Raw genomic sequence first — 14,872 nt, forward strand, 5'->3', positions numbered from 1 at the left:
TTCTTCCTGTATGTACTCGTGTGCTCGCCCGTGCCCGTGCGCCGGGCCGTGCTCGCCCGTCTGCGCGTTCAGGCCGTCACGCCGGCGGCCAGGAGCTCCACGAAGCCGACGTCCTCGCGGGCCACACCGAAGACCTCGGCCCGCTGCAGGGTCCGCTCGGCCCAGGCGCGGTGCGGCTTCACTTCGTTCATCTTGTTCGTGTACGCCGAGCGCAGCACTCCGCCCCCGCCCCGCCCGGGCCGCAGGATGTCCTGCGCGTCGCTGTACTCCTCGTGACTGACGACCGACAGGGCGTGCACCGGCAGGACGTGCGACGGGTGGATGCAGGTCTTGCCGAGCAGCCCGTTGGCCCGGTCGAGCTCGATCTCGCGCAGCAGCCCGTCGAGGTCGTGCTCGATGAGCGCGGTGCGCAGTTCCTCGGCCTGCCCCATGAAGGGACTGCGGCGCAGCTGGGGTTTGAACATCCGCTCCTGGAGGCGGAAGTACTCCCACACGGGGCCGGTGATGGTGAACCCGGTACCGTCCGCCCGGCCCAGCACGTTGACGACGTCGCCGATGACGGCGCCGACGATCTGTACGTCGTACGCCGTCATGTCGGGTGCCCGGCGCAGACCGTAGGCGGAGCAGAAGTCGGTGACACCGAGCCGGAGCGCCAGGACGCGTTCGCGGTACTTGTCGACGGTGCGGGCGATTCCCCGGAGGGTCTCGCTCCGGGTCTCCAGGTGCAGCAGCTCGGGCGATTCGAGGACGGGCATGGCGAACAGCCGGTGCCCGCTGTCCGCCTCGGCCGCGGTGAGTGCCTCCAGGAAGAGCTCACCCCGGTCCTCCGTGAATTTGGGAAGTACGAATCCGGACAACAACCGGGCGGAGCTACCGAGCCGCTGCACGAGGTCGGAGATCTGCTCCGGCTCACGGACTCTGATGAAGAGCAACGGGACGTCGGCGTCCCGCGCCTCGAGGTCGGCGAACTGCCGGACGAGGTTGGCCTCGGCATCGACCACTTCGGCGTCGTCGATGGAATCCTCCAGGCAGAGCACCATGGAGACGACACCGTGGCCTGCCTGTTTGATCACGTCGCCGGCCAGCCCGGGCCGGGTCGCAGGGCTGTAGAGCGTGGCGCCCAGGGCTGCGGACAGCATGCGGGAGGAGGAGCCCGCATCGAATTCGCACGGCTCCCTGAAGAACAGACTCTCCCGGACAGCGGGCGAGATATGCCCGAAATGACGCATGTGATTCCCCCGTACTGTCATAGAGGCCGAATAAACGTATGGCCGGTAATAGTACGTTCGGCGACGTGTCGCGGGTTCCCCGTCCGTATGAACTTCGGGTGTCCCCGGCGCATCCCGCACCCCTCGTGGCGCGCCTGCGCGCTCCTCGTGGACGGAGTCCGGCCCACCGGCTCGTACCCCCGCGTTGTCCGGACACCCCACCAGCAGGCAGGATGACCGCCATGACGCACGCGATGCTGAAGGGCTCGAACGTCCCTCTCGACGCCATGGCAGTACGGGCCGTGCTGCGCTGGACCCCGGGCGCCGGGGTACCGGATGTGGACGCCTCGGCCCTGCTGATCGGCCCTTCCGGGCGGGTGCGTTCCGACGAGGACTTCGTCTTCTACAACCAGCCGCGGCACCCTTCGGGCTTCGTGCGGCGCCTGCCCAAGCGCAGCTCCCCCGAAGGGCTCACGGACACGATCGAGGCGGACCTCTCCTCGCTCGACCCCTCCGTGGACCAGGTGGTCATCGCCGCGTCCTGCGACGAGGCGGCGTTCGAGCACGTGACGGATCTGCGCATATCGCTGTACGACGCGGCATCGGCGGACGGTGAGCCGCTGGCGGTCTTCGACGTGCGGGCGGAGACCGGTGAGGAGACCGCGGTCATCTGCGGCGAGCTGTACCGGCGCGGGGACGGCTGGAAGTTCCGGGCCGTGGGGCAGGGATACCCGACGGGCCTCGTCGGACTTGCCACCGCCTTCGGGATCTCGGTGGACGAGGCCGAGGCGGCCTCCGAGCCCGGCCCCCCTGCCGTGCCCAGCGCCCCCGAGACGTCCGCGTCGGCCCCGCCGGAGCCCACCGCGCCCACGCCCGACTCCCAGGCCACGGTCCAGCACCAGCAGCCCGCCTACGGCTACCCACAGCCCTCTGTGGCGCCCCCGCCGGCCTACGGCTATCCGCAGCCGCCCGCCGCGCCGCCGCAGCCCGCCTACGGCTACCCACAGCCTGCCGCGGACCGGCCGGCGTACGGCTACCCCCAGCCCGCTGCGGCCGCCGCGCATGCCGCCGACCCGAATTTCGTGCTCCCCCCGCAGGGCCCGCAGTTCCTCCGGTCGTGAACCGGAGGCGCGGTCGGCCCTCGCGGTGCTCACTCAGGCCCGCGTCTTGTAGCCGCGTCCCCACTGCATACCGAAGCCGTACATCCGGTCCAGCTCCGACTGGAAGCCGTACACGAACTTCACCTCGCGCCGCACGATCAGCTCGCCCTTGACGTTGTCCACCGTGAACACCGCGCAGGAACGGGCCTGCGGAGCCCGCTCGTCCAGCTCGATCTCGATGCGCGGTCCGTTGCCCGGATAGAGCGTCACCTTGGCGTGCGTACGGTCGAAGGCCGGGGTCTGGTCGTAGATGTACACGAAGAACAGCAGGCGCTTGATCTCGTCGCGCTTGTCGAGGTTCACGTAGACGGTCTCGCCCGAGGGCGCCCCGAAGCGGTCGTCACCGCTGAGCCTGACGTACGGCGGCGCGTTCAGGTCGCCGATGAAGTTGCCCAGCGGCTGGACCACTCCCTTCGTCCCGTCCGTCAGTTCGTACATGCAGCCCAGGTCCAGGTCCACGTTGACCATGCCCTGGGTGTGCGCCTGCACGACATCGGGCTGGAAGAGCTTCAGCGGACGCAGCAGCCGTCCGCTCTGCCGCGACCTGCCGCCGAAGTCCGACGTGCGCATCCGCCAGGACAGGTTGACACGCAGATTGCCCGTCAGCGCGCCCTGCTTGCTCAGCGAGACCGTGGCATTGCGCCTGGAGAGCACGATCGAGCTCGTCGCGGAGTCACCCGAGTCGAACTGCGCTGCCCGCCGCGGAAACAGGCCGTCCCAGAAGGCCATCCCAACCCCCACTCGTATCGGTAAGTACCGCCGGGCCCCGTCCGTACGGCCCACACGCCCCGCACACCTCTGCGGGGCGGCCGTCGGCCGGGTCCGGGTGTTCCCGGAGAACCGCCGCCATGGCCGCCCCGCAGAGAGAGCGTTCCTCATTCCTTACCGGGTCACACCCCGGAGGAGGCTTCCGCCTTGGAATCGGAGCCACCGCCGCCGTCGCCGCCTGCCGCGGCGAGCGCCTTGTTGCGCCGGACCGAGGACCAGAAGGACCAGCCGATCAGGATGACCCCGACGGAGCCGGTGATGAGCTCGTTGATCTCGTGCTGGATGGTGACGAGCAGGATGACCGACAGCGCGCCGATGGCGTAGTGCGCGCCGTGCTCCAGGTAGACGTAGTCGTCCAGGGTGCCCTGGCGGACCAGGTACACGGTGAGCGAACGGACGTACATGGCGCCGATGCCGAGGCCGAGGGCCATCAGCACGATCTCGTTGGTGATGGCGAACGCGCCGATGACACCGTCGAAGGAGAAGGACGCGTCCAGGACCTCGAGGTAGAGGAACATGAAGAAGGCGGCCTTGCCCGCCAGCACCACACCGGAGACCGGCTTGCCGGCCTTCCTGGCCTCTTCCTCGGCCTCGTGCTCGCGCTCCTCCTCCTCCTCGAGCTTGTTCTCGAAGAACCCGGAGAGACCGCCGACGACGAGGTACGTGATCAGACCGGCGATGCCCGAGAGCATGACGGTCTCCGCCTTGTTCGCGTGACCGCCACCGTGCTGGTGGGCCTGGGTCGCGAACGTCATGGCCGTGATCATCAGGATGATGAGCGCGACGCAGACCGACAGCATGTCGACCTTGCCGAGCTTGGCGAGCGGACGCTCCAGCCAGCCGAGCCACTTGATGTCACGGTCCTCGAAGATGAAGTCGAGGAAGATCATGAGCAGGAACATGCCACCGAAGGCGGCGATGGACGGGTGGGCGTCCGTCACCAGTTCCTTGTACCGGTCGGGGTCGTTGAACGAGAGGTCGATGGCCTCGATGGGTCCGAGCTGGGCACTGATGGCCACGATCACGACGGGGAAGACCAGCCGCATACCGAAGACCGCGATGAGGATGCCGATGGTGAGGAAGATCTTCTGCCAGAAGGCACTCATCTTCTTCAGGATTCCGGCGTTGATCACCGCGTTGTCGAAGGACAGCGAGATCTCCAGGATCGACAGGATCGCGACGATGCCGAAAGCCTGCCACCCCCCGTAGAGCACCGCTGCGACCAGACCGATCGCGGTGACCGCGAACGACCAGCCGAAGGTTTTCAGAACCACTGGCTACCCCATCATGTGTGTAAGGGTCTCCCCCGGTGAGTACGGGGCTCCCCCGCGCCGTGCGCGGCTTTACGAAACGTTGACCCCGAAGTCTAGAGCGATGCCCCGGAGCCCTGACGCGTACCCCTGTCCGACTGCACGGAATTTCCACTCCCCGCCGTAGCGGTAGAGCTCGCCGAAGATCATCGCCGTCTCCGTCGAGGCATCCTCACTGAGGTCGTACCGCGCCAGTTCCTGACCGTCCGCCTGGTTCACCACGCGGATGAAGGCATTACTGACCTGACCGAAGGTCTGCCCACGATTGTCGGCTTCATGAATCGATACCGGGAAAATAATCTTGTCGCAGTGCGCCGGCACCTGCGTCAGGTTCACGATGACGGACTCGTCGTCGCCCTCGCCCTCCCCCGTGAGGTTGTCGCCGGTGTGCTCGACGGAGCCGTCGGGGCTGGTGAGGTTGTTGTAGAACACGAACCACTCGTCGCCGAGGATCCGGCCCGACTGGCACAGCAGCGCGCTGGCGTCGAGGTCGAAGTCGGCCCCCGTCGTGGATCGTGCGTCCCAGCCGAGCCCGACCAGCACCTGCGTGAGATTGGGTGCGGCCTTGGAGAGGGAGACGTTGCCTCCCTTGGCGAGCGTGACGCCCATGGTGTGTCCTCCCCGAGTCGATGGACGGTCTTTCGGCCCGGCGCGGGCGCCTTACGGACGCGGAGCGCCCTGCCGAGCGCGTCCGGCGCCGCACACAGGTGCGACGCCGGACGCGATGGAGTTGCGGGTGTCCGGAGTCGCCTCCGGACCGGCTCAGACGTTGACGCCGAAGTCCTGCGCGATGCCGCGCAGACCCGAGGCATACCCCTGGCCGATGGCGCGGAACTTCCACTCCGCGCCGTTGCGGTAGAGCTCGCCGAAGACCATGGCGGTCTCCGTCGAGGCGTCCTCACTGAGGTCGTAGCGGGCGAGCTCGGTGTTGTCCGCCTGGTTCACCACGCGGATGTAGGCGTTGCGCACCTGGCCGAAGCTCTGCTGACGGCTCTCGGCCTCGTAGATCGAGACCGGGAAGACGATCTTGTCGACGTCGGCCGGGACGCCGGCCAGGTTGACCTTGATGACCTCGTCGTCGCCCTCGCCCTCACCGGTGAGGTTGTCGCCGGTGTGCTCGACGGAGCCGTCAGGGCTCTTGAGGTTGTTGAAGAAGACGAAATTCCCGTCGCTTCCGACCTTGCCCTCGGCGTTCGTCAGCAGCGCGCTGGCGTCGAGGTCGAAGTCACCGCCGGTGGTCGTCCGGGCATCCCAGCCCAGACCGACGATGACGGCGGTCAGGTTCGGCGCGGCCTTGGTCAGCGAGACGTTGCCGCCCTTGCTGAGGCTGACTCCCACGAGTCCTCCAAAAGTGTTGCGAGGGCCGGCGGAACACCAGCACCCCCGTCGTGCGTTGGCATCGGATCAACGATTGGATCCTAGTGACCGGTTCCCGGCCAAAACAGGCTTTTGGCCGCTCGCCGCCAGGAGATCCCCGGATCCGGCAGGCCGCAAACCCCGGATCCCGCACCTCCGGGACCCCGGGCCCTCGATTCCGCACACCAGGCCCCCGGCGCCGGACCCCCGCGGTGCCGGCGCCGGAACCTGCCGGGATCAGATCGAGTCGAGTGCCTTGATGTAGTCGTTCAGGTCGCGCGCGTCCGGCAGGCCGTTGACGACGGTCCAGCGGACCACGCCCTCCTTGTCGATGATGAAGGTGCCGCGCACCGCGCAGCCCTTGTCCTCGTCGAGGACGCCGTACGCCCGCGAGGTCTCCCCGTGCGGCCAGAAGTCCGAGAGCAGCGGGTACTCGAGGCCCTCCTGCTCGGCGAAGACGCGCAGGGTGTGGATCGAGTCGTTGGAGACGGCGAGCAGCTGGGTGTCGTCGTTCTCGAACTTCGGCAGCTCGTCGCGGAGCGCGCACAGCTCCCCCGTGCAGACACCGGTGAAGGCGAAGGGGTAGAAGAGCAGCACGACGTTCTTCTCGCCACGGAAGCCGGAGAGCTTCACGGTCCGCCCGTGGTTGTCCTTCAGCTCGAAATCCGGAGCCTGCGTACCGACCTCGATCACCATGGAGAACGCATCCCTTCACAGACGTCACACTTCCCCGGCCTGGGCCGTCCGGGTGACACCCACCCTACGCAGCGTCCCCCGCCGTGCCCGGGGAGGCCCGCACGGACCCGCCGGGCGCGTACGAAGGCCCCCGGCGGCGTGGTGCCGCCGGGGGCCTCGGGTGGTGAAAGAGCTCAGCGCTTGGCCTTGGCCCCCTTGGGGGTGACCAGACGGCTGCCCGTCCAGTCCTTGCCCGCGCTGATGCTCTTGGTCTGGGCAAGACCAGCTGTCTGGGCAGCCTCGTTGATGTCGCTCGGCTCGACGTATCCGTCGCGGCCGGTCTTGGGCGTCATCAGCCAGACCGCCCCGCCGTCCTCGATCAGACCAATGGCATCCACCAGCGCGTCCGTAAGGTCGCCGTCCTCGTCGCGGAACCAGAGCAGGACGACGTCAGCGACGTCGTCGTAGTCCTCGTCGACGAGTTCCTGGCCGATTGTGGCCTCAATGCCCTCACGGAGCTCCTGCTCGACGTCGTCGTCGTAGCCGATCTCCTGGACCACCTGTCCGGGTTCGAACCCCAGCCTTGCGGCCGTGTTGGTCCGTTCCTCCGCGTGGTCCGCGGTCGCGCTCACGGGTTGCCTCCTGATCATGTTTCGGAAAATGCTTCAGCCACGCGCGTGCGCGGGGCGTTGGCCGTAGTCCACACGGGCTCGGCGAATCGCGCAAGTACCCGGCGTCCGAGACCGCCTAAACGGTGACGTTCCCTGCCACGTCGCCGCAACCTCCGGCATGTCTCCTGCGGGGCCGGAAACGATGTCCGGACCCTTTACGTCCTTCCTCAGCTTATGCCGTTTCGCTCCGCCATTCGGATTCGAACGGGCTTTGGGAACACTTGGACGGGTTGGGCGTATGGTTGCGGTTTGGGCAGGGCCGCCCCCCGTACTGCTGATCCTGGTGCCCGCACACGGCGTCCGGGAACCTTGGGTTACCCCACGGTAGAGATGACGTCCACGCCCTCGCGGTACACGATGGAGGCGGCGTACAGCAGCCTTCCCGGGGGTACGTTGCCCACAACCAGGCCCCGAAGAGCACCACCGAACAGCGAAGGAACAGCGTGGCTTCCGCATCCGATCGCAACCCGATCATCATTGGCGGCCTTCCGAGCCAGGTCCCGGACTTCGATCCCGAAGAGACCCAGGAATGGCTCGACTCCCTCGACGCCGCCGTCGACGAGCGCGGGCGCGAGCGGGCCCGCTATCTGATGCTCCGGCTCATCGAGCGCGCGCGGGAGAAGCGCGTGGCCGTGCCCGAGATGCGGAGCACCGACTACATCAACACGATCGCCACGAAGGACGAGCCGTTCTTCCCCGGCGACGAGGAGATCGAGCGCAAGGTCCTCAACGCGACCCGGTGGAACGCGGCGGTGATGGTCTCCCGCGCGCAGCGCCCCGGGATCGGTGTGGGCGGCCACATCGCCACCTTCGCCTCCTCCGCCTCGCTGTACGACGTGGGCTTCAACCACTTCTTCCGCGGCAAGGACGACGGGCGGGGTGGCGACCAGATCTTCTTCCAGGGGCACGCGTCCCCGGGCATCTACGCCCGCGCCTTCCTGCTCGACCGGCTGAGCGAGGCGCAGCTCGACGGTTTCCGCCAGGAGAAGTCGAAGGCCGGGCACGCGCTGTCCAGCTATCCGCACCCGCGGTCGATGCCGGACTTCTGGGAGTTCCCGACCGTCTCGATGGGCCTCGGACCGCTCGGCGCGATCTACCAGGCGCGGATGAACCGCTACATGGAGGCGCGCGGTATCGCCGACACGTCCCGGTCGCATGTCTGGGCCTATCTCGGTGACGGCGAGATGGACGAGCCGGAGTCGCTCGGCCAGCTCTCCATCGCCGCCCGTGAGGGGCTGGACAACCTCACCTTCGTGGTGAACTGCAACCTCCAGCGCCTCGACGGCCCGGTACGCGGCAACGGCAAGATCATCCAGGAGCTGGAGTCCCAGTTCCGCGGGGCCGGCTGGAACGTCATCAAGCTGGTCTGGGACCGCACCTGGGACCCGCTGCTCGCGCAGGACCGCACGGGCATCCTGGTCAACAAGCTGAACACCACCCCGGACGGCCAGTTCCAGACGTACGCGACCGAGACCGGGGCGTACATCCGTGAGCACTTCTTCGGTGACGACCCGCGGCTGCGCGACATGGTCAAGGACATGTCCGACGACCAGATCCTGCACCTGGGCCGTGGCGGGCACGACCACCGGAAGGTCTTCGCGGCGTACGCGGCGGCGAAGGCCCACAAGGGTCAGCCGACGGTGATCCTGGCGCAGACGGTCAAGGGCTGGACGCTCGGACCGAACTTCGAGGGCCGCAACGCGACCCACCAGATGAAGAAGCTCACGGCCGACGACCTCAAGCGCTTCCGCGACCGGCTGCACATCCCGATCGCCGACAAGCAGCTGGAGGACGGCAACCCGCCGTACTACCACCCGGGCCGCGACTCGGAGGAGATCCAGTACATGCACGACCGCCGCAAGAGTCTGGGTGGTTACGTCCCGACGCGTGTGGTGCGTGCGAAGCCGCTGCCCCTTCCGGACGAGAAGGCGTACGCGACCGCGAAGAAGGGTTCAGGACAACAGTCGATCGCCACCACCATGGCTTTCGTCCGCGTCCTGAAGGACCTCATGCGGGACAAGGAGATCGGCAAGCGCTTCGTGCTGATCGCACCCGACGAGTACCGCACGTTCGGCATGGACGCGTTCTTCCCGAGTGCGAAGATCTACAACCCGCTCGGTCAGCAGTACGAGTCCGTGGACCGTGAGCTCCTCCTCGCGTACAAGGAGTCGCCGACGGGCCAGATGCTGCACGACGGCATCTCCGAGGCCGGCTGCACGGCCTCCCTGATCGCCGCGGGCTCGGCGTACGCCACGCACGGCGAACCGCTGATCCCGGTGTACGTCTTCTACTCGATGTTCGGCTTCCAGCGCACCGGTGACCAGTTCTGGCAGATGGCCGACCAGCTCTCGCGCGGTTTCGTCCTGGGTGCGACCGCCGGTCGTACGACTCTGACCGGTGAGGGTCTGCAGCACGCGGACGGCCACTCGCAGCTGCTCGCGTCGACCAACCCGGCCTGCGTCTCCTACGACCCGGCGTTCGGATACGAGATCGCGCACATCGTCAAGGACGGTCTGCGCAGGATGTACGGCGAGGACAGCGAGGACGTCTTCTACTACCTCACCGTCTACAACGAGCCGATCCAGCACCCGGCCGAGCCGGCGGATGTGGATGTCGAGGGCATCCTCAAGGGCGTGCACCGCTATCGCGGCGGCGAGAAGGGCCGGGTCCCGGCCCAGATCCTGGCGTCCGGTGTGGCGGTCCCGTGGGCGGTCGAGGCCCAGCGGATCCTCGCCGACGAGTGGGACGTGAAGGCGGACGTCTGGTCGGCGACCTCCTGGAACGAGCTGCGCCGTGAGGCCGTGGAGGTGGAGCGCCACAACCTGCTCCACCCTGAGGAGGAGCAGCGCGTCCCCTATGTGACGCGGAAACTGTCCGGCTCCGAGGGCCCGTTCGTGGCGGTCTCGGACTGGATGCGTTCCGTGCCCGACCAGATCGCGCGCTGGGTTCCCGGCGCGTACCAGTCGCTGGGCGCGGACGGTTTCGGATTCGCCGACACCCGGGGCGCGGCGCGCCGCTTCTTCCACATCGACGCGCAGTCGATCGTGCTCGCGGTGCTGACCGAGCTGGCGAAGGAGGGCAAGATCGACCGTTCGGCGCTGAAGACGGCACTGGACCGCTACGAGCTGCTGGACGTGGCCGCCGCCGAGCCCGGCCCGGCGGGCGGGGACGCGTAAGGAACACAGAGTTCCGGAAGAAGGGCGGCGGAGTTTCACGGCTCCGCCGCCCTTCGGCGTTCGCCGGCCGGTCAGTTCTCCCAGATCTTGAAGGCACGCACCGTGTACGGCGACCGGGGCACCCACGTGCCGTCTCCCGGGTACGTCTCGAACTCGCCGGTCTCCGCGCACTCGGCGGACTGGTAGGTGGTGACGGGCCGCCCGGTGCGGTTGACGAGCGCCTGGGCGTGACTGCCGGCGGGCAGGGGGACGCAGCTCTCGATGTCCACGGTGGACAGCTCATGGGCGTGCCTGGCCCCGGTGAAGTCGGGTCCCGCCCAGAGGCAGAGCTGTCCCGCCGCACAGGGTGCGAGACCTGCCGGCACGGCGTGCGGGGCGCCGGGGGAGCGCTCCTGCGCGGAGTGCGCGGAGGGCACGGCGCCTGAGGGCAGGGCTGTGGCCGGGACGAGTGCGGTGGCCGCCAGGGTGGCGGCGAGGACGGTCATGCGCATGGTGGATCAACCCCCGTGGTCGAGCGAGCCGGGTGGCCCGCATGTCCGCACTCTGACCCGGACGGACACGGGCCGGGAAGGGGACCGGGGGCGGACCACCCGGATAGGCGACAGCCCCGCCGGAACCGTCCGGCGGGGCTGTCGGGTGCACCGGGTTGACGCCTGGGGCCCGGGGCGGCCAGATGCCGTCGGGAGGTCAGATGTGGCCTGCGCCCGTCCCGGCCCCGGCGTTCGTACCGCGCTTGGTGAGTGTGGCGACCAGGGCGGCGACGACCGCGACGATGCCCGCGACCATGAAGGCCGAACTCATCCCCGACACGAACGTGTCATGGGCGACGCCCGTGATCTTCGCCGCGATCTCCGGCGGGGTGCCAGGGGCTGTCGGCGGCATACCGACCTTGACGGCGGCGGACGCCTGGTCCAGCTGTGCCGGGTCGACCGGCGGAAGCTCCGCCGCCTTCCAGTTGCCGTCGAGCTTCGCGTCGACCTGGGCGGCCATGACGGCGCCCAGGACGGCCGTACCGAGGCTGCCGCCGACCTGCATGGCGGCCTGCTGGAGCCCGCCCGCGACGCCCGAGAGTTCCATCGGGGCGTTGCCCACGATCACCTCGGTGGCGCCGACCATGACCGGCGCGAGGCCGAAGCCGAGCAGTGCGAACCAGAGCGACATGGTCAGCGTGCCGGTACCGATGGCCAGCTGTGACATGCCGAACATGGCGACCGCGACGGACACCATGCCGCCGACCAGCGGCACCCGGGGGCCGAACCTGGTGATCGCGGCGCCGGCGAGCGGGGAGCCGACGATCATCATTCCGGTGAGCGGCAGCAGGTGCAGACCGCTGTCGACCGGGCTCATGCCATGGACGTTCTGCAGGTAGAAGGTGACGAAGAACAGGCCGCCCATGAAGGCGAACGCCATCAGCACCATCAGGACCACACCGGCCGACAACGGTACGGAACGGAACATGGCCAGCGGGATCAGCGGCTCGCGGACGTTCTTCTGGGAGAGCGCGAACACGAAGAACAGGACGAGGGCGGCGCCCAGGAAACCGAGCGTCCTCCAGTCGCCCCAGCCCCATTCGGAACCCTTGATCAGCGACCAGACGAGGCAGAACATCGCCTGGGACAGCAGGACGATGCCGCCGATGTCGAAGGACTTCGGCGCGTTCTCGGCACGGTGGTCCCTGAGGATGACAAGGCCGAAGAGGAGCGCGATCACGCCGACGGGCACATTGATGAAGAAGACGGACTGCCAGCTGACGTGCTCCACGAGCACGCCGCCGAGGATGGGGCCGCCCGCGGTCGAGGCGCCGATCACCATGCCCCAGATGCCGATCGCCATGTTCAGCTTCTCGGCGGGGAAGGTGGCGCGCAGCAGACCGAGCGCCGCCGGCATCAGCAGCGCCCCGAAGAGGCCCTGCAGCACCCGGAAGACGATCACCAGCGTCACGCTGCCGGAGAAGCCGATGGCGGCCGAGGCGGCGGCGAATCCCGCGATGCCCACCAGGAACGTCTGCCGGTGGCCGAAGCGGTCACCGAGCTTGCCGGCGGTGATCAGGGAGACCGCGAGGGCGAGCATGTAACCGTTGGTGATCCACTGGACGTCGGCGAGGGAGGCTCCGAGGTCCTGCTGGATGGCGGGGTTGGCGATCGCGACGATCGTGCCGTCGAGTGCCACCATCATCACGCCGATGGCGACGGCGAAGAGCGTCAGCCATGGGTGACCGCGCAGTCCCTCCGCCGGTGCGGGGGCAAGGGTGTCTTCAGGCTCCCGCGGCGCCTTCTCGACAGTGGTCCGACTAGTCATGCGCAGGACGTTATGTCAGTCGCTGACAGTTGACAAAGTATTTCACGAGACAGTAGCTGTCACTTAGCTCACAGGTAGGCTGAGCAGGGAAAAGCAGCGAGAAGAGGTCTGGCACGTGACACGCAGGCAGACAGCCGGAGTTCCCGCACCGGGGACTCCGGACGGGTTGCGGGAACGCAGGAAACGGCGCACCCGCGAGGCCTTGCTGCACACCGCCCTCCGGCTCTTCACCACCCAGGGGTACGAGCGGACCACCGTCGACGAGATCGTCGAGGCCGTCGAGGTCTCCCAGCGCACCTTCTTCCGCTACTTCGCGAACAAGGAGGCCGTGGTCTTCGCCGTCCAGGAGGCGGTGGACGGGCGCTTCCTCGAGGAACTGCGTCGGCGTCCCGCCGCCGAGGCCCCTGTCGAGGCAATGCGCCGGGCCGCTCTGAACGCGTGGAACACCGCCTCCGAGACCGGTGGCGAGGACGTCACGGCCGAACTCAAGATGCGCGCCTACCGGGTGATCGAATCGACCCCCGCACTGCACGCCGCCCACATGCGGCGCCACATAGGGCTGGAGCAGCAGATCGCTTCGCTGATCGCGGAGCGTGAGGGACTCGACCTGGAGGTGGACCCGCGCCCCCGGGTCGCCGTCGCCGCCTTCTCCGGGGTGATGCGGCTGACCGGGCAGCTGTGGGGGCGGCGGAAGGACGCGGGCGAGGACACGCTCCGGGAACTGACCGAACTCCACCTGGACCAGCTCGGACCTGCGCTCTCCGGAAGCTGGCGCACCGCGTAGGCCCCCTCGCGCGGACCTCGCAGTTGTGGCGCACCCCTCGTCGCCGGCGCATGACCGAACTCACAACGCTCCGGCCGCTCCCGCTGTTTCGCGTACGGGGCAGGGCTCCGGAGCGGTGGAGCGTGAAGTCTTCGCACACGGAGCGTAAAGGACGCACGGCCGATTCCCCGCGGTCGGGTGATCCGCGTCACCCCCGCCTCGGCGTCACGCACGTGTCTTCTAGGGTGGGGCGCAGTGAATTCCTTCGACTCCTCCCCCACTCTCACCGCGTGGCGAGCGCTGCTCGCCGTCGCGGTCGTGTTCGTGATGCTGGCGAGCACCGGGTGGACCGCCGTGCGCAGTCAGCACGCCGTGTCGCTGCGCGAGTCCGCGCTCGCCGCCTGGGCGAAGGACCGGACAGCCGGCCGCTCCCTTCCGGACGTGAGCGCCCCGGCGCACCGGCTGGCCCACTTCTTCGCGACGCTCACCGCGGGCCGGCGGACCGCCCTGGCCGACAAGTACCCGCTGGTGGTGGGGAATCTCGACGGGGCGCCCGTCACCCTGCGCTACCGGGCCAACCGGCGTGCCCTGCTGCAGGCGGAGTCGGCGGAGGAGAAACGGACGCGGGACACACGGCTCTCGCCGGACGGTCGGCACCAGGCCGTGCTCCGGCTGGCGCGCTTCCGCTCCCTGCTCGCCGGTGACCGGCAGATCCTCGCCTTCGACCCGTCGGGCCGTGGCCGGGCGGCCGAGGTCTTCGGCGACCTCGACCGGGCCGAGCGGGTCTCGATCGTCGTGCCCGGCGTCGACACGAGCCTTCTGACGCTGGAGCGCAGCGGCATCAGGAGGAACGCGGCGCCCGTCGGCATGGCGCGGTCGCTGTACGGCGCCGAGCGCTCGGCGCGCCCCGGTTCGCGTACGGCGGTCATCGCGTGGGCCGACTACACGGCGCCTGCGGGGATCGGTATGGACGCCGCGCTGGGCGGGCTCGCGGCGCAGGGGGCGGTGCGGCTGAACTCCCTGGTGGACGGGCTGCCCGGCACGTCGGGGGTATCGCTGTTCTGCCACAGCTACGGCTCCGTGCTGTGCGGGATGGCCGCGCACGAACTGCCGGCCAGGGTCTCCGACATCGCGGTCGCGGGCAGTCCCGGGATGCGGGCGGACACCGCCGACGCCCTGCACACCCGGGCCAGGGTGTGGGCGATGCGGGACGGCGGCGACTGGATCGCGGACGTGCCGAACATGGCGGTCGGCGGGCTCGGACACGGCGCCGATCCGATCGACCCGGCCTTCGGCGCGCGGATCGTGTCGGCGAGCGGCGCGGTCGGGCACAGCGGCTATTTCGAGCCGGGCACGGAGAGCCTCAGCAATTTCGCCGCGATCGGCGTGGGTGCCTACGACTCGGTCAGCTGCGCGACCGCCGATGGGGTGTGCCACCGGGAGATTTCCGGCGATCCAGAAGTCTGACGCGCGTAGAAACACGTCTG

At 68.8% G+C, this 14,872-nt stretch carries 13 protein-coding genes; 4 read left to right on the forward strand and 9 right to left on the reverse strand.

Translation table 11 applies throughout. The features are described 5' to 3' along the window. Positions 1 to 68: 68 nt before the first annotated feature. Positions 69 to 1,229 (reverse strand): HpcH/HpaI aldolase/citrate lyase family protein, encoded by a 1,161-nt coding sequence (locus ACF1FZ_RS23445; protein WP_391775344.1) that lies wholly within the window; start codon positions 1,227 to 1,229, stop codon positions 69 to 71. Positions 1,230 to 1,441: 212 nt separating this feature from the next. On the opposite strand from ACF1FZ_RS23445, the gene ACF1FZ_RS23450 reads away from it, so the two are divergent. Next, complete coding sequence (locus tag ACF1FZ_RS23450) at positions 1,442 to 2,329, forward strand: TerD family protein (RefSeq protein WP_391775345.1); 888 nt, start codon at positions 1,442 to 1,444, stop codon at positions 2,327 to 2,329. Between the two features lie 33 nt (positions 2,330 to 2,362). Here ACF1FZ_RS23450 and ACF1FZ_RS23455 read toward each other — a convergent pair whose 3' ends face one another. The 6 genes from ACF1FZ_RS23455 to ACF1FZ_RS23480 form a co-directional block, all read right to left on the reverse strand. Beyond that, the gene (locus tag ACF1FZ_RS23455; RefSeq protein ID WP_391775346.1) at positions 2,363 to 3,097 is read right to left on the reverse strand and encodes a Tellurium resistance; all 735 of its coding nucleotides are present in this window, start codon (positions 3,095 to 3,097) and stop codon (positions 2,363 to 2,365) included. A 161-nt stretch (positions 3,098 to 3,258) separates the two neighbouring features. Next, complete coding sequence (locus tag ACF1FZ_RS23460) at positions 3,259 to 4,410, reverse strand: DUF475 domain-containing protein (RefSeq protein WP_391775347.1); 1,152 nt, start codon at positions 4,408 to 4,410, stop codon at positions 3,259 to 3,261. A 69-nt stretch (positions 4,411 to 4,479) separates the two neighbouring features. Then, positions 4,480 to 5,055 (reverse strand): TerD family protein, encoded by a 576-nt coding sequence (locus tag ACF1FZ_RS23465; RefSeq protein ID WP_391775348.1) that lies wholly within the window; start codon positions 5,053 to 5,055, stop codon positions 4,480 to 4,482. A 153-nt stretch (positions 5,056 to 5,208) separates the two neighbouring features. Further along, the gene (locus ACF1FZ_RS23470) at positions 5,209 to 5,784 is read right to left on the reverse strand and encodes a TerD family protein (protein WP_203185949.1); all 576 of its coding nucleotides are present in this window, start codon (positions 5,782 to 5,784) and stop codon (positions 5,209 to 5,211) included. Positions 5,785 to 6,039: 255 nt separating this feature from the next. Beyond that, positions 6,040 to 6,498: a peroxiredoxin gene (locus ACF1FZ_RS23475; protein WP_391775349.1), complete on the reverse strand. Its 459-nt coding sequence runs from the start codon at positions 6,496 to 6,498 to the stop codon at positions 6,040 to 6,042. A gap of 173 nt (positions 6,499 to 6,671) precedes the next feature. Next, on the reverse strand, positions 6,672 to 7,109 hold the full coding sequence (locus ACF1FZ_RS23480) for a DUF3052 domain-containing protein (protein WP_033299694.1): 438 nt from the start codon (positions 7,107 to 7,109) through the stop codon (positions 6,672 to 6,674). Positions 7,110 to 7,591: 482 nt separating this feature from the next. On the opposite strand from ACF1FZ_RS23480, the gene aceE reads away from it, so the two are divergent. Beyond that, on the forward strand, positions 7,592 to 10,324 hold the full coding sequence (aceE, locus tag ACF1FZ_RS23485) for a pyruvate dehydrogenase (acetyl-transferring), homodimeric type (protein ID WP_391775350.1): 2,733 nt from the start codon (positions 7,592 to 7,594) through the stop codon (positions 10,322 to 10,324). Positions 10,325 to 10,395: 71 nt separating this feature from the next. Here the strand turns inward: aceE and ACF1FZ_RS23490 are convergent, their stop codons facing one another. After that, a complete protein-coding gene (locus ACF1FZ_RS23490) occupies positions 10,396 to 10,815 on the reverse strand; it encodes a peptidase inhibitor family I36 protein (RefSeq protein WP_391775351.1) in 420 nt (139 codons plus the stop codon). A 196-nt stretch (positions 10,816 to 11,011) separates the two neighbouring features. Next, positions 11,012 to 12,622, reverse strand: a complete 1,611-nt coding sequence (locus tag ACF1FZ_RS23495) for an MFS transporter (protein ID WP_391775352.1) — start codon at positions 12,620 to 12,622, stop codon at positions 11,012 to 11,014. Between the two features lie 115 nt (positions 12,623 to 12,737). Here ACF1FZ_RS23495 and ACF1FZ_RS23500 point away from each other — a divergent pair, with 115 nt between their 5' ends. Next, a complete protein-coding gene (locus ACF1FZ_RS23500; protein WP_391775353.1) occupies positions 12,738 to 13,406 on the forward strand; it encodes a TetR family transcriptional regulator in 669 nt (222 codons plus the stop codon). A gap of 234 nt (positions 13,407 to 13,640) precedes the next feature. After that, on the forward strand, positions 13,641 to 14,852 hold the full coding sequence (locus tag ACF1FZ_RS23505; RefSeq protein ID WP_391775354.1) for an alpha/beta hydrolase: 1,212 nt from the start codon (positions 13,641 to 13,643) through the stop codon (positions 14,850 to 14,852). The last annotated feature ends 20 nt before the right edge of the window (positions 14,853 to 14,872 follow it).

The sequence above is a fragment of the Streptomyces sp. NPDC014623 genome, from assembly GCF_043088245.1.
Classification (GTDB): Bacteria; Actinomycetota; Actinomycetes; order Streptomycetales; family Streptomycetaceae; genus Streptomyces.